Origin of the sequence: Saccharolobus shibatae B12, from assembly GCF_019175345.1 — an archaeon.
GTDB classification, from domain to species: domain Archaea; phylum Thermoproteota; class Thermoprotei_A; order Sulfolobales; family Sulfolobaceae; genus Saccharolobus; species Saccharolobus shibatae.
Genome location: NZ_CP077717.1, coordinates 1,014,218 through 1,033,232, shown reverse-complemented (window position 1 = coordinate 1,033,232; position 19,015 = coordinate 1,014,218). Strand labels below are relative to the sequence as shown.

Below are 19,015 nucleotides of genomic sequence, written 5' to 3'. Positions count from 1 at the left end.
ATATAACCATCACCTATCTCATTGTTAAATAAGCGAATATACTCAATAGTGAGGTGAAAACCAACATATATAACCATAAAATACCAATCACACGAATGGGAACATCACCATCGTAATATATTATTATGGGTGACGATAATGCGAAGAAAACCATAAGTTTCATCAAGGCTGATTCATAACTTATACTAAAAGTCATTTTTAATAATAGTCTTAGAAACAGGTTATTCTTTATTCTAATTAGACTTGGTACCTTGTAAGCTATTTTTCTACCCTCATTAGTTAATACAACAGTTTGAACATTCTTCCCCAATAAGCTCTTCTTATTTACCTTCTTAAAAATCTTCTTCCTCATGAATAATTCTAGATAATACTTGACTGTCTGTTTCGATATCCCCAATTCTCTACTCACTTTGTCAATAGGTAAAATACCGTTATTAAGCAAAGACATCTTTATCAGCTCTAACAAATAATAATTCTGTGAAGGATTATCTATATTTGATAATACATTATTACCGCCGTCAACACCATTTTGGGTAGATACTGTATGAGATGTAAAGTAATTGAGTTTATTTAATACTTGCTTTCCCTTTTCGGACAAATCATAGACGTCATACTTAACCTTAATAATTAGTTCCTTTTCTATTAGTTTCCTTATAGCATCTATTACTGCCTTTTTGCTGTTATTCGTACCTTCTGCTATTTCTGAAACAGATGAAGGCCCTCTAGAATTTATGAAAAATAAAATATCCCACTGCAATTTAGCCCTAGCGAAATCTACTATGGAATCTAGTTCCCTTAAGATATCGAACACATTATAAGACATCCCATTAGTTATTGGGGACAGATCTATTTAAGTATTGTTTATAATTAGCCAAACTATATCGTCACTACGACTAATATGTTCATGGGAGATTCAGGTTTCCATTGCGAATTGTAATTATAGCAAAAATAGATTAAAAAAAGGAAATTGTTAAGCGAGAATCCTTACCTAGTCCATATGAGAGTGTTCAATTAAATTCATTTCGTTTCAATAAATAAACTGAATTCGCAAAGGAGACGTGAATCGCCCATGTTCATCAACTAGATGCATTATCTTTAATCATCTCTATTAAATAATCAACACCCTCATATTTACTTAATACTAATACTTTAGAATTTAGTTTCAAGATTAGGTGATTATTGCTTATAACTACAGTATTATCTTTAATTGATGACGGGAAATAAGCCAATGTTAAATCACCTTGGATAATATTATATTTCTTCCTAATAATAGCTGCGAAATCTCTTCCATAGACTTTTTCCACGTATCTATAAAATGATTTTAAATCTTTTATTTCTGGTATTCTAGACTCAATAATCAAGTATATTGAAAACAAAACAATGGGAACGAGAAGAACATAAAGCCTAGAAACTGCGGTTATAATTACTAAAAAAGAGATAATACCAACTAATAGTAACTGATATATCTCCCTCATTGTTAATAAATCTCTTCTTAAGAAAAATAAAAATCTTACTATCATAACATGGGAACGCTGTTAATACTCATATAAATACCCCATAGTATTAAACTCAGAAGTAATAATACTGAAACGCTCTGCCTATCAATATTTCTTATGGTATAAGCTGCAGGAATGAAAAGAGGCAAGTCAATAATTAAATTGGTCGCTGGTGCCAGAAAGATAATACCAAATACCGAGATTGAATACACAAAATCTAGAACTCCTTCCTTAATATACCTGTTTCCAAAGGATGATAACAAAAAGTAAAGCGAAGCATTATTCGATCCCCAACTCACTACAGCTATTTGGTATATAAGTTGATTATAGTTTAATAATCCCATAGGTACAGGAAAAACACCATTTAAAATTAGAAAGAATCCAATGGCTATAAAGGGAATTGAAAAGGACAAATATATTAGCGCATAGTTATCTGGTCTAGATTTACGTATAATTGATTTAAGAATATAGTATAAAGTTATACCAGCAGATAATTGAGCCCAGGCATATATGTGAGAGAACATTGATAGTAAAGAAAAAAGTATTGCTAAACTTAATTTCTCTTTTTTGATAAGATATGACATTGAGATAAACATCAGTGAAATTGAAAATAAATTTGCTTCCAAACCAGAATAGAGAAAGGTCATTAACATAGGAGATACTGAAGCTAATAAGGCTGCTAGGGAAGCTATAGACTTGTCTAAGGCTGAGGCTAGTTTATATGCAGAATATATATAAAGGATTGAAAGAAATACAAATTCATAATATGCTACTAAATACGGCCTAAAAATAAATGATAATCCGTATAAAAGCATTAAATAGAGAGGCCTGGAGTAAAAGAACCACCCGCTGAAAGTAGGTGTTAAAAGCCATGAGTAATAATACTTAAAATCAACAGTTTCTGGAAATTTGTAAGGATTTATAAAAGGAAGATAAGGGATTAAAGAAATAAGTAGTACTACAATAAATGGAATTAAGGGATTTATCAATAGTCGGCTTTTACTACTTAAATCTCTTTTATAAGCAGATAATATTATTCCAGCAAACCATATAAATGGAATTACCGTAGGAACTCCCGCCTCTAAAATCATAAGAGGAATAGAAAAGTAAGTATTAATGCCTAATAGTAAACGTAGAAAAAGCCATGATAACATGGATGCATCTATTATTAGCAATATAATACTAACTATTCGATCAACTTTCCTTAGCTCATGTAAAATAAATATAGAGATGATAAGAGGAGTAAACGATACAGAGAAGAAGGACAATAGAGATAATGGAACAAGAAAAACATATCTCTTGTAATTGTAAAGAGTCATTAATGATGACGAGAATATGGTGAGAAGTACTGAAACAATTTTAGATTCAAATAAAGGATAATATGTAACACGTTGTATGGTTATATATAAACCACTCCCTATGGAATAAGCAAGCAATAAGGCAACTATAGAAATCCAAGGAATGAAATTATTTTTATCTAACCTTATCATATCGACTCACCATAGTCTTTAGAATGAGGGATGACAAAATAGTTAGTAAAACCCCTAAAACTAGAACCCTTATATTAGAATCAAAAATGGAAATTTTCGCTAGTTTATAAAGACTAGGGAATTTACTGTTATCAATTCCAGGATAGTTAGCTGCTATGAGATAACGAACAGAGTTATTGCTAGCCTTTTTCAGTATTAACCCATTATATGCTACGATTATACTTCCATTATAATCTTCATAAGCAAAAATCTTTTTTCCATTTAAACTATAATATGTAGTTAATCCAGTAACATTTGAAAAAATTTGCTCAGGCACTAAAGACACATTATAACTAAGGATTGCATGGGAATCTGGATATATTACGTACATTGTTACTAATTTTAAGGATAAATTATATATAAAAACGTAAATAATATAATATGTAATATTATCTTGTATGATCTTATATTCCAGAAATACAGGGGTCATCATATAATACTCGTTAAAAGTTACTTAAAAGATCGCCTAAAGTTATGTCGACTGGTAGTCGAAAAACAGAGAGAGCTTTTTAAAAGTGTTATGAGAAGTGAACTTAAGCAAGTGATCCAAAAATGGGCCTACAAAAAATAGTAAAAAAATACAATAAAAAAATGAAAAGAAAAGGATTAGCAGGATTAGATACTGCTATAATATTAATAGCGTTTATAATAACTGCATCAGTATTGGCTTATGTAGCTATAAACATGGGATTATTTGTAACACAGAAAGCTAAATCCACCATCAATAAGGGAGAAGAGACGGCTTCAACAGCACTAACGTTATCTGGCTCTGTCCTATATGCTGTCAATTACCCATCAAATACGCGAAGTTATTGGATATACTTCACAGTATCTCCCAGTTCTGGAGTATCCAGCGTGGAGTTATCACCCACCACTACAGCCATCTCGTTTACCGCTTCTACGGAGGGGGTAGCATATTCAAATATCTACAAATACACTTTATTAACAGTAGATCCATCAAGCCTAGGTCACGCCGTATACGCCAATGGGCAGTACCTAAATCTCATAAATCAGCAGACAAGTGCAGGGCAAACATATGTATATTACCCTAATCCTTACTATGCTTTACTAGCACTTAACTACACATTATATAATTACTATCTTAGTACAAAAACGCCATCACCAATATTTATTAATAGTAGTACTCTATCTAGCATTCCACAATGGTTAAAGAATGACAATAGCTTTACTTTCACTCTAAATATAAGCGGCCAACTAGTTACCTACGATGTGTTTGTTAATCAGACATTTGCATTTACATATCCAGTAGCTGGAGATCCATTAATAGGGAGCGCAATAGCACCTGCTGGATCAGTGATAGGAGTAATGATCTTATTCGGACCAGATCTAGGAAGTCACGTATTCCAATATCAGACAGTAACAATACAAATTACACCTAACGTAGGATCTCCTCTCACAATATCTGAATATATATATCAGCCAGAAGGTAGTGTATCCGTAATAGGGTGAGATCAAAGTGCAAAAAAAGGTAAGAATAAGGTATTATTCTTTTTTCCCACTTATAACATTCATGAGGTGAAGAATGATAAATTTAAACTTACCCGAATTGCAACAACTAATGGAATCTCCCCTATTTATTTTACTGATTAGTATAAGCATACCCTTAGCAGCATTCTTTATATCCTTTTTTAAGATAGTATTACCAAGAATAACTAGGCCTAAAAATGCACAAACAGCACAAACTACTTCCACTACTACACAGAATCAGCAACAACAGCAAGTTACGACGACCAATTCTAGCAAGGAGATTGAAGAACTTCTTAAGAACTTAATAACTAGAATGGATAAATACCAAAGTGATCTGGTAAATGTTCTAAATGGATCTATGGAAGATTTAAAGCAAACTTTACAGAAATTAAACTCTTCAATTGAAGATGCCGTATTATCTCTAAAATCTGCTCAAGCTGATTCATCATCACCTTTCAATATCATATCAGAGCAGTCTAAAGGTGAACAGAGGCCAGAAGGTAGTAAAGAATTAAAGGCTGTAGCGGAAATTGTTGGAACATCGAATATAGATTTGAGCACTTTCATCAGAAATTGTGTATTACTAGAAATCTTAGATTATGATGATTCTAAGTTGACAGCTTTATACGAATTAGGTTACATCTCTGCAGATGATATGTTCATTGTGAACAAGGTGCAATCTTATATTAGGACTAATAATGAAAAGATAAGAGCAAAAGATTTAGCCAATATAGCAATGAATGTAGCTGAAAGTTACTCCTCAGTAACTGCAGAAATGAAAAAGTATCTATTGGTATTGGAGGTTGGGAAGAATGGCTAGTGAAGTGATTAGCGAGACAATTATGTTAATCGTAGCAGTCACATTAGTAGGAGTAGTTGCGGGATCGGTTTTTTCTGTAGTGTCGTCAATATCTACTAACATGGTATCGTATAGTATGTTACAATCGCAAAAATTGGTTACTGATCTTCAAATAGATTATGTTACAAATGCTAGCTCTACAACTGTAATAGTATACTTACATAATATAGGAGAGTCAACAATTTTTAACTTGAAAAATAGTGTATTATACTTCGGCCCACAAGGAAATCTACAACAGATAGGATATAGCTCCAGTGCATTACCCTATTGGGTTGTTAATACTAACACATTATACCCTGGATCTGTAGCTAAAATTATCATCTATTTATCCTCACCCTTATCTACTACACAATATTATACAGTTCAGCTGGTTACCCCTAATGGATATTCAGTAAGCTATACATTTGAGGCGAGTTAGGTATGGGGGTTTCACAGGTAGTAGCGTATGTGCTATTATTTTTCATTACAATTTCACTAGGATTAATTGCTTTAGGAGCATATATAAAAAGTCAGCAACTCTTATTACATGCTGAGGATATGAGACAAAATATGGATCTAAATCAACTGAACACTAGAATATTTATAAAGAGTGTAACGATAAATGGTAATCTATTATATATAACAATAACTAATAATGGATCTACTGTATTATATGATTTTAAGGATTTCGCAATAATTATCAAATATTATGCAAACGTAAGTAACATATCTACTCTTATAATTTCTAATTACAACTACTCTACTAGCTTAGGCCCATATAAGTGGGTCTCAAATACCGTTCTAATTAATCCAAACATGGTAGGCACCTTTATAGCTGATTTACCATATCCTCCATACCCTAATACTGAGGCGACTGTAGTTGTTGTATCTAATTATGGACCGGAAGCGTTATGGAGGGGTGTACTGTGATAATAAAAACTGGAAATGAAGATTTAGATAGAAGATTATCTGGTATACCATTCCCTGCACTGATTATGATTGAGGGAGATCATGGAACTGGTAAAAGCGTTCTATCTGCACAATTTTGTTATGGACTACTAATAGGTGGGAAAAAGGGTTATGTAATAACTACAGAACAAACTAGCAAAGACTATTTGAAAAAAATGAGAGATGTAAAAATTAATCTGATACCGTTTTTCTTAAAAGGTGTCTTGGGAATTGCCCCGTTAAATACGAATAGATTTAATTGGAATTCGGCATTAGCGAATAAAATACTTGAAGTTATCATAGACTTCATAAAAAAGAGGAAGAACATGGACTTCGTTATTATTGATAGCTTGTCAATAGTAGCAACGTTCGCAGAAATAAAGCAAATTTTACAATTTATGAAAGATGCTAGAGTGTTAGTTGATCTAGGAAAGCTTATATTATTTACCGTCCACCCAGATGTATTTAATGAGGAACTAAAGAGTAGAATCACAAGTATAGTTGACGTTTATTTTAAACTTTCTGCAACAAGCATAGGGGGAAGAAGAATAAAGGTCCTAGAAAGAATTAAAACAATAGGTGGTATACAAGGAGCTGATGCTATTTCATTCGATATAGACCCAGCTTTAGGAATTAAGGTTGTGCCACTATCCCTATCGAGGGCTTAACCATGAGCTTCGTCGAAGATTACTTATCTAGATTTCTGGAAAAACCAGTAATGATTGATGACCCGAATAAACTGAAAGGTAGTAAGAATTATAATGCAATTTATAAGGTCGATAAATATATTTACATCCATGTTCAGAGTACAAAGGCAGAAGACGGCTACAACCAATATACAGTAATTGAACCTCCAAGGCCAAAACCTAAAGAAATGGAAGAAATAGAAGAGAAATTCGCAAAAGCCATTAGTGACTTAGAGCCACCACCTACTGTTGAAGAAAAGGAAATACTTATGAGGAAAGTTTTAGATAAAATACTAAGCAAGATAAGAATATCTGTACCAAAGGAATACGCAATTTATCATTTCGTAAGAGATAAACTATATTCAAGCATATTAGAGCCATTAATTAGGGATCCGTTTATCGAGGATATATCTATTCCAGGCTTAGGTCATATTTACATTGTGCACAAGGTATTCGGTCCTATGAGGACATCATTATTAATTGAGAACGAAGAGGAACTGGATAATCTAATTATTTCTTTAAGTGAGAAAACATATAGACCAGTATCTCATAATAGACCAATAATTGACGCAAGCTTACCAGATGGATCAAGAGTAAACTTCGTTTATGGAATTGATATAAGTAGAAGAGGTTCTAATTTGACTGTAAGAAAATTCAGCAAAATACCAATTAGTGTAACTCAATTGATCTCATTCGGTACCCTGTCCCCACTTCTAGCAGCATATATATGGATGATGTTAGACGAGGGTATGAACTTGTTCGTATGTGGAGAGACTGCATCCGGAAAAACAACTACACTTAATGCAATTACAGCTTTCATTCCTCCTAATTTAAAAATAGTAACAATAGAAGATACACCGGAACTTACGGTACCTCATTCAAATTGGGTAGCAGAAGTGACTAGAGAAACAGGCGGTGAGGGAAGTGTAAAGCTATTCGACTTACTTAAAGCCGCTTTAAGGCAAAGACCTAATTACATTCTAGTCGGAGAAATTAGAGATAGAGAAGGTAATGTAGCATTCCAAGCAATGCAAACTGGACATTCAGTGATGGCGACATTCCATGCAGCAAATATAAGAACACTTGTTCAAAGGCTTACTGGTTATCCTATAGAAGTACCTAAAAGTTATATTAATAACCTTAACATAGCACTATTTCAGACTGCATTATATGATAAAAAGGGCAATTTGATAAGAAGAGTAGTGGAAGTTGATGAAATAATAGATATAGACCCTGTTACTAATGACGTAGTCTATATACCAGCATTTACATATGATCCTGCAGAAGATAAGATAATTTTTGCTGGGAGAGGGGCTTCTTATCTTATAGAAAATAAGGTTGCAATTAGAAGAGGAATCGAACGTAGAAATATAGGAATTCTTTATGATGAATTAAACTTAAGAGCTGAATTTCTAAAAATACTTATAAGTAAAAAAATTTTCAATTATTTTGAAGTATGGAATCAAATATTAAGGGCTAGACAATTTGGTATAGAAGAGGAGATAAGATATGCCAAGAATATTTAGTATAAAAAATGAAGTAGACTCTAAATATATTTTTATGTTAGCTTTTATGCTTGCGTTATTTTCCTCGGGGGTGCCACCAGAAATCGTTATATTGCATTTAAGTAGGGAGGACTCCTTTGAACCATATACCAAAGTTTTCAAAAAAATAAGAAATTTAGTTTCTGGATATAGATATAAATTCTCATCTGCAATAACCTACAGCATAAAGAACCTCAACATTAGATACCTGAAAGAATTCTTAATAAGATTATCACAAGCAGTAACTTTTGGTGATGATATGATAGAGTCCTTGTCAAGAGAAATTGATTTTACATTATCTGAATACAATGCTTATTCTGCTAGGTTAATAGAATCAATGAATAATTTTCTTACAATCTATGCTACATTAAATAGTTCCCTTACCTTTTTAGTAGCTGACATTACAATTTTATCATTAATTTATAGTGGAGGAACTACTCTAATAACACAGCTTACTATCTTATCCTTAGCACTTCTAGGAAATTTAACATTAGTTATGTATCTCTTATATAGACCAGAAAATTACATTAGGTACAACGTTATAGATAAACTTCTTCTGACATTCGCAATATCTCTTTCAATAATATTTTCAATAATATATACTTCATATATAGTTTTAATGGTAATTGGTATAGTTCTATTAGGAGTTGGTCTTAGGTATAGAATATATGAAAATAAGATTAATAGAATAGAGAGACATTTCTTACTTTTTATTAGATACTTTTCGAGAAATTATGCAATAGTAAGCAACTTAAAAGAGTCTCTGATGGCAGTACTAAGGGGGGATTTAGGAGACGTAAAACCTTTAATCAAAAGATCGCTAAATAGATTAAACTTAGGCATCAATAAGGAAAAAATATTTAGATTGATAGGAGATGAAAGCGGAAGCGTACTGGTGAGCATGTTAAGCAAAGTACTATATGAAACGATAAGTATGGGAGGAAATGTCATGATAATTGGAGAGATTCTAAGTAAGATAGGTGATTCGGTTTTGAACATAAGATCTAGAAAAGAGCAAAATGGAAGAGCTTTTGAAACATCAATATATGCACTGCAAACAGCTTCAGCGGGGGTATCTGCTGCACTAATATCGATAGTTGGTATGCTAAATAATATATTTTCAACCCAGAACGTATCTACAGTATTTAGTTTCTCTGAAGTTAATATTGATATGATATCACGAATATTTCTAATTATATTATTAATATTGAGCTTCGCTAATGGAATTGCGATTACATTGGCATATGGCAAATCGCTTTATGTTAGTCTATATTTTATTGGAATACTGATAATATTAAGCTCAATAAGCTATCATATAGTTCTCATATTAACCGGAAACATATTTAAGGAGTTGGTATCGCCATCGGGTTTATTACAAACAACTTGACGGATCGGTATTAACCATATCATATATTTACCTAAAATTACTTTAATGATACCGAATATTACGCCAGTTATACTTTATAATAAGTGTACAAGTCATTAGCTACATTGTAATCAGAGAGTTATATATTTCACAATGAGAGTTATTTTATTTCAGGTAGATACCTGATAAAGAAACATTCTAAGATTGATTTATCCAAAATGTATTTACATTGCAATACAATCTATAAAGTTCTTTAGTTATAACAACAATTAATGCAGCATTAGAGACTATAACACCATGTCTATTTTTTAGATATCCCCTAATGAACTTTTCTTCTAAAAACTAAACCTTTTTGAGTTATATTATACTCGATATTCTCTAACCCTAGGAGTATTGACCTCACAACAACGGAATTTAGCAACACATTAGCTGGTGTCAAATCTTGCTTTAACTTGACCACAATTTCCTCCACTGTAAACTCACTGTTTGACAATAGATCTAGGATTTTTCCTATTAACTTTTGAGCATAAGTAATATTACTCTCTAAAATCGAGATCATCTTATTCTTATTAGTGTAAACTGGACCATGACTTATTACTATGTTATCAACACTCTTTGCCAATTCTTTAACTTTATCCAACGATTCTAGAGCAGTCCAGAAATCAGTATAAAAGGGAACTGAGAAACCCTCCAGTACTTTCTCACCAAAAAACGCATCTCCCGCATATAGAACATTATCAACAATATAGCCGCTATGACCTGGTGTATGTCCTTGCAATTTTACCACTTCAATCTCTGAATTTCGAACCTCACCATTCAAAGAATCGAGATTCTCTTTTACATAATCAAATATGAAGACTTCGGAATTCTTCGAACTACATCCATAAATCATTGCTCTTCTTCCCATTAGAGTTAATGACCAATAGTCCTCCTTAGGGAGATATCTTATTTTAGCATCCTTCTTCAATAAACCAGCTATATGATCGGCATGGCCATGAGTAGCCAATTGAACTTCAGCATTTAGATCTAGGGAGGAGTTCTTTCCTCCCAGATCTATCACAACTCTATTATCATAAATCAACGTATTTGGACTCCCAGTCATAACCGTAACGTTCTTTGTGAGTTTCACAGTTGGCATAACTTGACTAACGAAGTCTGTGATATTTAACTTTTCGCAAAAGATTAATACATGCGTTTGTATATTAATTAAATATGTCAACTTTAAAACCTATGATAGTAGGCAACGTGAAAAGGGCACTTCTGGGGCTTGGAGTTAGAAAATTACCTCTGATTGCAGGACACAAGTTGTTATATACGTGCAACTTAAGATGCAGAATGTGCCCTTTTTGGAGAAGGAAAGACGAAAAACTGCTATCTTTGGAAGAAGAGGTTTTGATGTTGAAATCATTAGAAAGAGCGGGAGTTCTTTTCATGGGGTTTGAGGGTGGAGAACCGTTACTGAGAAGAGATTTAGAGCAAATATTAGAGGAGTCTTACAAGAGATTCTATACTTCATTAGTTACAAATGGATGGCTCCTTAAAGATAGGGTCAAGAGTATAAGTGAAAATCTAGATTACTTATTTGTATCCATAGATGGAATAGGCGAAGTCCATGATAAAATTAGGGGGATTTCAGGCGCCTTTGAAAGGGCTGTAGAAGGTATAAAGGAGGCTAGGAAGTATTTACCAGTAGCGATTAGCTTTACAATAACTAGAGAAAATATGGATCAAGTTAAGGATGTAATTGAGCTTGCACGAAAACTTAATGTTAATATTAGTATACAAGTTGAGTACGACTATTCTACCGCTGAGAAATTAAGTCCGGATAAGAGGAGACTTTACGATACATTAAGGCTAATAATTGAGCTTAAGAAGAGGGGCTATCCCATAGTTGAATCTGTAGATTACTTTGAGGCAATAGTTAACTCATGGTATAATAAGATACCATGGAAATGTAAACCTTGGTTAACCATAAATATTGACCCACAAGGTAGAATCGTACTCCCTTGCTACGTGCTAAATGAGTATAGTGGAACTGATAAAGTCTGGGAGGTTAATATAGTTAAATTATGGAATACTTATCCTTGGGAGAAATATGAGAATTGTAACGCCTGTGCTCTTGCTTGTTACTTAGAGCCTTCACTGTTTAGTTGGTCAAATGGAAAAATGGTAAAAGAGAAAATAATAGATAACATAGCAAGCTATCTTTATAACGCTACTCCTATTAAATTTTTATTATCAAGATAAACATATATATTAAAAAATGTTCTGCTATAGGTTAGTACTAGTAGATGATAGGTACTTCATGTATATTTACGACGGAGATAAGATAATTGGATTGATACCATTAGACAAAAACCAATCCACTTCCATGGGTAAAGTAAAAGAGTACGAGGATAGATTTGGATGGAAACAATGTGTTAATTGACTTCCCATATAAGAAGATTTATGTTATATAATTGCCATATAAGAGCCCACTAGAAGTTTAGCTTAATCATAGTCAAAAACTATTCCTAAATACATTAACAAGCTTCATTTGAATTGAGACTGATGGTAGTTAAAGACTTTTAGATTCGTATACTACTGAAAGTTTATATATAATGAGTACGTATATCGAATGAGAATATACTAGGTGTCACTTAAGATACTCATTGGTACTATATTCGCAGTACCTTCTTTGTTATTTTTCCGAATATTACATACTAAATTACAATTTTCTATCAATATCCGTATAGAACATGTTTGATCAACTGTACGAATAACTGAAGTTTCTATTTACTATATCAACAAGGATAACAACTATTGATATAGTTTATCAAATGATGCTCTATGTTGAATTACGTACTCGTCCTTCATTTTTCTCTTTATTACGGTATGTGTCAATTACAACATGATAGATAAAGTTCCGATTCTGAGTATTATTATATCAGCCTCAACTTCAATGGCAAAATATTAAACCTCTAGTAGGGCTCATAAGCGAGTTATAAACGCGTATATTATGCTTTGTCGATTGGAGTGTGGACATGGTGTCATTATTAAGGTATAAATTTTCTTTCTAATATTCAAACGTATATTAAGTATATCAGTTTAACGTCTTCTCTTCATGAAGATCAGTTAACCTAATTAATTTGTGGCTCAGTGATGACACTATGGGTAAATTTTACCAATTTAGATCAACTTAGCGATATATTAAATAAAGCAAATTAAGTATTTAATATGGCATACTTGGAATTAAAGAAAAACTTAACATTAAAGAAGCTTTAGGTCCCTCCCAATCTTCACTACTTCAGCCAACTTTACGAGATTTTGTAATAGTTCTCTTAAATACTTTTTAGCGTCCTCATCTAAGAGGTTACCGTTTTCATCAAACTTTTTATGGGCAAATGTAACGAAAACCTCTGGCCTATTGACTGGTATCATATTTAAGAACACAAAAATTTGTCTTAGATGATATTGAGCTCTAGCACCACCTAACATACCTATTGATGCACTAATTACGGCAACCGGCTTACCTTCAAATGAGTTATCCTTAGGCGGAAATGAAGCCCAATCTATAGCATTTTTTAGTACGCCAGGTATTGAGTAATTATACTCAGGTGTAGCTATGAGCAGCGCATCTGCTGATCTTATCTTCTCTTTAAATACTTTTACTATTTCTGGTGGTTCTAGGTCTACATTAAATGGTGGTATACCTTCTAAATCAAATATTTCCATCGTCACGTTATCAGGAAGTAGTGTCTGGGCTACCTTTAAGAGCATTTTATTATATGACTGTTTCCTTAAACTACCTGCAAATCCTAATATTTTTACCTTTTCCATTGGTTATATTTACTTAGCTAAGTAAATATAAAGTTTATGCCCTAGTTACTACACATTTAATTTTATATTACCAAAAAGAGAGAGCGTTGCCTAAGAGTTTTTGATTCGAAATCATCTTCTTCTCAAATATTAAATAACTTAGTATACCTTGAGACCATATATGCACAAAGGCTAAAAAATACGCAAAATAGTTGAATATAAAATAAGAGTAAGAAAGAGTTAGTACATAAACTTAGTTATTACTGATTAACACTAAACAAAGCACGTATATTATGCTTTGTGGATTAGTTCAATTTTCTTAGATATTAAGTTCGTTAAGTTTTCTTAAATTCGAAATCATGCGTTGATTTAAAAGTAGGTTCCACGTCAACTCAGATGAAAATTGAAGTAATCCACAAATCACGTACATTAACAATCCTTAAATACTAGATGATGAAAATGAATATGTGGATAGACAATCCAATACTGCAATAATGCTAATAGGTCACGGTTCAAGGAGAGAGACATATAATAGTGATATTGAAGGTATGATAAATTACTTGAAGGAAAAAATCTCAGTACCTATATACTTAACTTATAACGAATTCGCCAAGCCCGATTGGAGATCTCTACTAAATGAGATCATTAAAGAAGGGTATAGGAGAGTAATAATAGGGTTAGTGTTTCTAGGAAGAGGAAATCATGTTTTTAGAGACATCATGGGAGAGCTAGGAATCCAAAGGTTGAACAGTTGGGAGGTAAGTAAGATAAGTGGAAAGGAAGTGGAGTTTTACGTTACAGAACCGCTTTCGTCATCACCCTTGATTGGATTGGCACTATATTACAGATTGGCGAGGGCATTAGATGCACTTCCAACTCTTGAATACACGGAGGATCCTTATGAGATAGAAGAGAGAAGTATGAACTATATTCTATCAAATTTAGATGTTAAAGATGAGAGGGAGAAAAGAGTAATAGGAAAAGCCGTTTTCGCATCTGGAAATCCAGAAGTAGCAAGATACTTGAAGGTGACCAACTTGGATACGGGGATTGAGGCAATAAGAGCTGGAAGCGAAATCGTAGCCGATGTGAAAATGGTCTCTGTAGGTATTAGATGGAAAAAGGTTACTTGTATGATAGATGATGAAAGGACGAAGGAGCTATCAAAGGAATTGGGGATAACTAGGGCCGCAGCTGCCATGAGGTTATCAATTGGACAAGGTGGCAAAGTGGTGGTTATAGGAAACGCTCCGACTGCACTTATAGAAACGATTAAATTGGTTAAGCAAGGGGTTGATATACCATTTATAGTAGCAACACCTCCAGGTTTCACAAACGCCAAGGAATCCAAGGAAGCGTTGATAGAGAGTAAAATTCCATCTGTAGTATTAACTGGGACTTATGGTGGGAGCGGTATAGCAGTGGCGATTATTAATGAGATTATTAAAATGGCAATGGAGGGATGAAAATGGGGAAATTATACATTGTAGGAATTGGACCAGGATCAAAAGAACAAAGAACTATAAAGGCACAAGAAGTTTTGGAAAAGTCAAACGTAATAATTGGATATAATACATACTTAAGGCTAATATCTGACGTCCTAGGTGGAAAAAAGGAAGTAATAGGAGCTAGAATGAAAGAGGAAATATTTAGGGCTAACACTGCAATAGAAAAAGCCTTAGAGTCAGATAATACTGTTGCCTTAGTATCTAGTGGTGATCCACAGGTCTATGGAATGGCTGGTTTGGTATTTGACTTGATAGCCAGAAGAAAATTGGATTTAGACGTTGAAGTGATACCGGGAGTAACTGCTGCTTTGGCAGCTGCTGCTAGACTAGGAAGTCCCCTTTCTCTTGACTTCGTCGTAATAAGCCTAAGTGATTTATTAATATCACGAGAGGAGATTTTACATAAAGTAACCAAGGCTGCAGAGGCTGATTTTGTAATAGTATTTTATAATTTAATTAATGAGAATTTATTAATAGAAGTAATGGATATAGTTTCAAAACATAGGAAGCCGAATACCCCAGTGGGATTAGTTAAGAGTGCGTATAGGAATAATGAGAACATAGTAATAACGACCTTGTCGTCATGGAAAGAACATATGAATGAGATAGGTATGACTACTACAATGATAATAGGAAATTCATTAACTTATAGTTATAAAAATTACATGATAACACCAAGAGGTTACGAGAGGAAATACGAGCTATGATAATAAACTCTTTGAAGAGATTTGGAATAACCACTGGAGCTGCAGCCTCTGCAGCCGCAAAGGCAGCAGTTATAGGATTACTTAATAGAGAGAAAAGAAACACAGTGGTAATACCGACACCCATAGGATTAAGACTGGAAATACCCGTAGAAAAAGTTGAGATAGATAGTGGAATCGCATGTGCTGAAGTTAAGAAATTTTCGGGAGATAATCCAGATATCCTAGATGGGTTAGTGATAAGATGTTGTGCTAAACTAAATGAGAGTAATGAAATTGTCATAGTTGGAGGAAAGGGAGTTGGCAAAGTTACAAGGAGTGGGTTAAAGGCAACCATGGGGGAGACGGCAATAAGTCCTACTGTAAGAGATATGGTAATCAACGCAATAAGGGAAGTTACAGATAAGGGAATACAGATAACGATTGAAGTACCAAATGGAGAAATCATTGCTGAAAATACCTTAAATAAAATGGTTGGAATAGTGGGTGGGATTTCCATATTGGGTACGACGGGTATTGAGACGCCTGTTAGTGATGATGATTACTTAGAGCATATTAAATGTGAGCTTAATGTAATTAGGCAGTCTTACGACTTCGTAGTGATTGCCCCAGGGAATTCCGCAGCAAAATATGCATCAGAGTTATTTGATAGTAACAGCATTATAAAAGTAGGGGATAGGATAGGGGATTCGATAAAGTTAGCAAGTAGTGTTTTTAGGAAGGTAATACTAGCTGGATTACCTGCAAAACTTCTTAAAGTATATGCAGGCATTTTTAACACTCATTATTCACAAGGTGACGCTAGACTGGAATCATTAACCCATGCTTCAGTTCTAGCAGGACTCCCCTATGACGTGCTGGCTAAAATATCAAACGCTCTATCAGTTGAGGAAGCTTTCACGTATATGACAAAAGAGCAGAGAAGGAAAGTGATGAACATTGTAGCGGAGAAAATATTGAGTAGGATAAAAGGTTTTAATGGTGATATAAACTTCTGCGTAATTATTTTCGATTATGATGGTGAATCTTTGAGTAGGGTGGGATGTTAAATGGAATGGGACTACGTTATACCAGGGATTCCAGATAACTTCTTTGAAAGGGATGAGGAAATACCAATGACTAAGGAGGAGATAAGGGCTTTGGCTTTATCCAAATTGAGGATAAGAAAAGGTGATACGGTCTTAGATATTGGATGTGGAACGGGTAGCGTTACTGTAGAGGCTTCATTACTGGTTGGAAGTACTGGGAAGGTTTACGGTGTAGATAAGGAGGAAAAGGCTATTAACTTAACTAGGAGAAATGCTGAAAAGTTTGGAGTTTTAAATAACATAGTACTCATAAAAGGTGAAGCGCCGGAGATATTGTTTACGATTAATGAGAAATTCGATAGGATTTTCATAGGAGGTGGATCAGAGAAAATTAAGGAAATTATATCGGCCTCTTGGGAAATAATAAAAAAAGGTGGAAGAGTAGTTATTGACGCTATACTATTGGAAACTGTAAATAATGCCATATCTGCGATGGAGAACATTGGATTCATGAATTTAGAGATAACGGAGGTAATTATTGCAAAAGGTATGAAAACAAAAGTAGGTACTGCAATGATGGCGAGAAATCCAATATTTATAATTTCGGGTGAAAAGCAATGAAACTTTACGTGGTTGGATTAGGGCCAGGTGATGAGGAGTTAATAACTATAAGAGGAGCGAAAATCCTTAAGGAGGCTAAAACTATCTTCATTCCCTATTCCACTGGAACCAATAGAAGTCTGGCAGAGAACATAGTCAAGAAATATGCTGACAGTAATTCAAAGCTGGTTCTATTAGGTTTTCCCATGGCAAAAGACGTTAATGAGAATGAGTTGAAAAAGATAGGAGAGAAGATCTGTAATGAAAGTGAAGGCGACTCCGCATTTGTAACCTTAGGTGATCCAACGTTATATAGCACATTCTTCAGAATAAAGGAGAAATTACCATGTAATATTAACGTGGAAATTATCCCCGGCGTCTCTTCCGTAACCGCTTGTGCCTCAAAAGCCATGATATCTTTAGCGAATTCTGAGGATTCGATAAGTATAATACCAGCTTCAAGACTAGACTCTATTGAAAAAGCTAGCGAAATATTCGAGACTATAATAGTACTTAAGGCTAATGAGAACATTAAGGAAATAGCTCAAATGCTTTCCAACAAATACGACTTACTTTATGCTAGAAGATGTTTCATGAATGACGAAAAGTTAGTTAATATGGAAAAAGAGATCATTAATGATAAGGATTACTTCTCAATGATAATAGCTTTGAGAAAGAAAAGGTGACAATAATGGTAGGAAAAGTGGTTTTCATTGGATCTGGCCCAGGAGATCCAGAACTAATTACAGTAAAGGCCAAGAAATATATAGAAACAGCTGATGTAATAGTATACGCAGGTTCCCTTGTAAATCCAGAAATATTGAAATGGTCTCGAAAGGATGCCGAAGTATACAATAGTTCATCGCTTACATTAAATGAGATAGTGGAGATAATGGTCAAAAAAGCGAGTGAAGGAAAACTAGTTGTTAGACTCAAATCTGGGGACTCATCAATCTACGGAGCGTTATTTGAGGAGATGTGGGCATTAGAAGCTGCTGGAATCCCATTCGAAGTTGTACCAGGTATCACTGCAGCTATTGCTGCGGCTTCTGTAATACCCATTGAGTTAACAGTCCCCAAGCTTTCCCAAACTGTTATTATAACAAGAGCCTCACTGAGAGTCCCAATGCAAGGTTCCATAAAAGATTTCGCCAAAATGGTAAAGATTGGAGCTACTATGGTAATCTATACTGGAATACATATCATAGACAGAGTAGTTAATGATCTTAAGGAGGGAGGATTGACTGACGATACTCCAGTGATAGTGGTCTATCGCGCAACTTGGCCAGAGCAAAGGATAATTAAAGGAACTTTGGCTGACATCGTGAGTAAGGTTAGGGAAGCTAAGATATATAGGGATTCAGTAATAATAGTAGGACTAGCGTCAGATCCACAACAGATCAAGAACATGGTAAGATCTAGTGTATATGATCCTAAGCATAATCATTCATATAGGCCTTGGAAAGTAGAGGAAGACTGAGA

21 protein-coding genes are annotated in these 19,015 nt (G+C 33.9%); 15 read left to right on the top strand and 6 right to left on the bottom strand.

Annotated features, from left to right (window positions below; genetic code table 11):
• Positions 1–13: 13 nt before the first annotated feature.
• The 4 genes from arnR to J5U23_RS05705 form a co-directional block, all read right to left on the bottom strand.
• On the bottom strand, positions 14–823 hold the full coding sequence (gene arnR, locus J5U23_RS05720) for an HTH-type transcriptional activator ArnR (protein ID WP_218259859.1): 810 nt from the start codon (positions 821–823) through the stop codon (positions 14–16).
• A 253-nt stretch (positions 824–1,076) separates the two neighbouring features.
• The gene (locus J5U23_RS05715; protein ID WP_218267243.1) at positions 1,077–1,520 is read right to left on the bottom strand and encodes a hypothetical protein; all 444 of its coding nucleotides are present in this window, start codon (positions 1,518–1,520) and stop codon (positions 1,077–1,079) included.
• Entirely contained in the window at positions 1,517–2,986 is a 1,470-nt protein-coding gene (locus J5U23_RS05710; protein ID WP_218267242.1) for a hypothetical protein, read from the bottom strand. The genes J5U23_RS05715 and J5U23_RS05710 overlap by 4 nt, the downstream gene beginning before the upstream one ends.
• Entirely contained in the window at positions 2,970–3,455 is a 486-nt protein-coding gene (locus J5U23_RS05705; RefSeq protein ID WP_218267500.1) for a hypothetical protein, read from the bottom strand. Before J5U23_RS05705 ends, J5U23_RS05710 begins: the two co-directional genes overlap by 17 nt.
• A 122-nt stretch (positions 3,456–3,577) precedes the next feature.
• Here J5U23_RS05705 and J5U23_RS05700 point away from each other — a divergent pair, with 122 nt between their 5' ends.
• The 7 genes from J5U23_RS05700 (at position 3,578) to J5U23_RS05670 (ending at position 9,916) form a co-directional block, all read left to right on the top strand.
• Positions 3,578–4,495, top strand: a complete 918-nt coding sequence (locus tag J5U23_RS05700) for an archaellin/type IV pilin N-terminal domain-containing protein (protein WP_218267241.1) — start codon at positions 3,578–3,580, stop codon at positions 4,493–4,495.
• Positions 4,496–4,568: 73 nt separating this feature from the next.
• The gene (locus J5U23_RS05695) at positions 4,569–5,333 is read left to right on the top strand and encodes a hypothetical protein (protein ID WP_218267240.1); all 765 of its coding nucleotides are present in this window, start codon (positions 4,569–4,571) and stop codon (positions 5,331–5,333) included.
• Positions 5,326–5,790, top strand: coding sequence for a flagellin (locus tag J5U23_RS05690; protein WP_218267239.1), 465 nt, complete (start codon positions 5,326–5,328; stop codon positions 5,788–5,790). Before J5U23_RS05695 ends, J5U23_RS05690 begins: the two co-directional genes overlap by 8 nt.
• Before the next feature lie 2 nt (positions 5,791–5,792).
• Complete coding sequence (locus J5U23_RS05685; protein ID WP_218267238.1) at positions 5,793–6,281, top strand: flagellar protein F; 489 nt, start codon at positions 5,793–5,795, stop codon at positions 6,279–6,281.
• Positions 6,263–6,967: an ATPase domain-containing protein gene (locus J5U23_RS05680; protein ID WP_218267237.1), complete on the top strand. Its 705-nt coding sequence runs from the start codon at positions 6,263–6,265 to the stop codon at positions 6,965–6,967. Before J5U23_RS05685 ends, J5U23_RS05680 begins: the two co-directional genes overlap by 19 nt.
• 2 nt (positions 6,968–6,969) lie before the next feature.
• A complete protein-coding gene (locus J5U23_RS05675; RefSeq protein WP_218267236.1) occupies positions 6,970–8,511 on the top strand; it encodes a type II/IV secretion system ATPase subunit in 1,542 nt (513 codons plus the stop codon).
• Positions 8,495–9,916 (top strand): type II secretion system F family protein, encoded by a 1,422-nt coding sequence (locus J5U23_RS05670; protein ID WP_218267235.1) that lies wholly within the window; start codon positions 8,495–8,497, stop codon positions 9,914–9,916. Before J5U23_RS05675 ends, J5U23_RS05670 begins: the two co-directional genes overlap by 17 nt.
• Positions 9,917–10,214: 298 nt before the next feature.
• On the opposite strand, the gene J5U23_RS05665 is transcribed toward J5U23_RS05670, so the two are convergent.
• Positions 10,215–11,033, bottom strand: a complete 819-nt coding sequence (locus J5U23_RS05665; RefSeq protein WP_218267234.1) for an MBL fold metallo-hydrolase — start codon at positions 11,031–11,033, stop codon at positions 10,215–10,217.
• A gap of 74 nt (positions 11,034–11,107) precedes the next feature.
• Here J5U23_RS05665 and J5U23_RS05660 point away from each other — a divergent pair, with 74 nt between their 5' ends.
• Positions 11,108–12,142, top strand: a complete 1,035-nt coding sequence (locus J5U23_RS05660; RefSeq protein WP_218267233.1) for a PTO1314 family radical SAM protein — start codon at positions 11,108–11,110, stop codon at positions 12,140–12,142.
• A 16-nt stretch (positions 12,143–12,158) separates the two neighbouring features.
• Positions 12,159–12,323, top strand: a complete 165-nt coding sequence (locus J5U23_RS05655) for a hypothetical protein (protein ID WP_218267232.1) — start codon at positions 12,159–12,161, stop codon at positions 12,321–12,323.
• An 821-nt stretch (positions 12,324–13,144) separates the two neighbouring features.
• On the opposite strand, the gene J5U23_RS05650 is transcribed toward J5U23_RS05655, so the two are convergent.
• Positions 13,145–13,714, bottom strand: coding sequence for an NADPH-dependent FMN reductase (locus tag J5U23_RS05650; RefSeq protein ID WP_218267231.1), 570 nt, complete (start codon positions 13,712–13,714; stop codon positions 13,145–13,147).
• A gap of 446 nt (positions 13,715–14,160) precedes the next feature.
• Between J5U23_RS05650 and J5U23_RS05645 the strand changes: the two genes are divergently transcribed.
• The 6 genes from J5U23_RS05645 to cobM are packed head-to-tail and all read left to right on the top strand — an operon-like array spanning position 14,161 to position 19,013.
• Positions 14,161–15,159 carry a precorrin-8X methylmutase gene (locus J5U23_RS05645; protein WP_218267230.1) on the top strand — a complete coding sequence of 333 codons (999 nt, stop codon included), beginning with the start codon at positions 14,161–14,163 and terminating at the stop codon, positions 15,157–15,159.
• Positions 15,156–15,908, top strand: a complete 753-nt coding sequence (locus J5U23_RS05640) for a precorrin-3B C(17)-methyltransferase (protein WP_218259844.1) — start codon at positions 15,156–15,158, stop codon at positions 15,906–15,908. Before J5U23_RS05645 ends, J5U23_RS05640 begins: the two co-directional genes overlap by 4 nt.
• Positions 15,905–16,954: a cobalt-precorrin-5B (C(1))-methyltransferase CbiD gene (gene cbiD, locus J5U23_RS05635; protein WP_218267229.1), complete on the top strand. Its 1,050-nt coding sequence runs from the start codon at positions 15,905–15,907 to the stop codon at positions 16,952–16,954. The genes J5U23_RS05640 and cbiD overlap by 4 nt, the downstream gene beginning before the upstream one ends.
• Positions 16,955–17,554 carry a precorrin-6Y C5,15-methyltransferase (decarboxylating) subunit CbiT gene (gene cbiT / locus J5U23_RS05630; protein ID WP_218267228.1) on the top strand — a complete coding sequence of 200 codons (600 nt, stop codon included), beginning with the start codon at positions 16,955–16,957 and terminating at the stop codon, positions 17,552–17,554.
• Entirely contained in the window at positions 17,551–18,219 is a 669-nt protein-coding gene (locus J5U23_RS05625) for a cobalt-factor II C(20)-methyltransferase (protein ID WP_218259841.1), read from the top strand. The genes cbiT and J5U23_RS05625 overlap by 4 nt, the downstream gene beginning before the upstream one ends.
• Before the next feature lie 5 nt (positions 18,220–18,224).
• Positions 18,225–19,013 (top strand): precorrin-4 C(11)-methyltransferase, encoded by a 789-nt coding sequence (gene cobM / locus J5U23_RS05620; RefSeq protein WP_218259840.1) that lies wholly within the window; start codon positions 18,225–18,227, stop codon positions 19,011–19,013.
• Positions 19,014–19,015 lie beyond the last annotated feature (2 nt).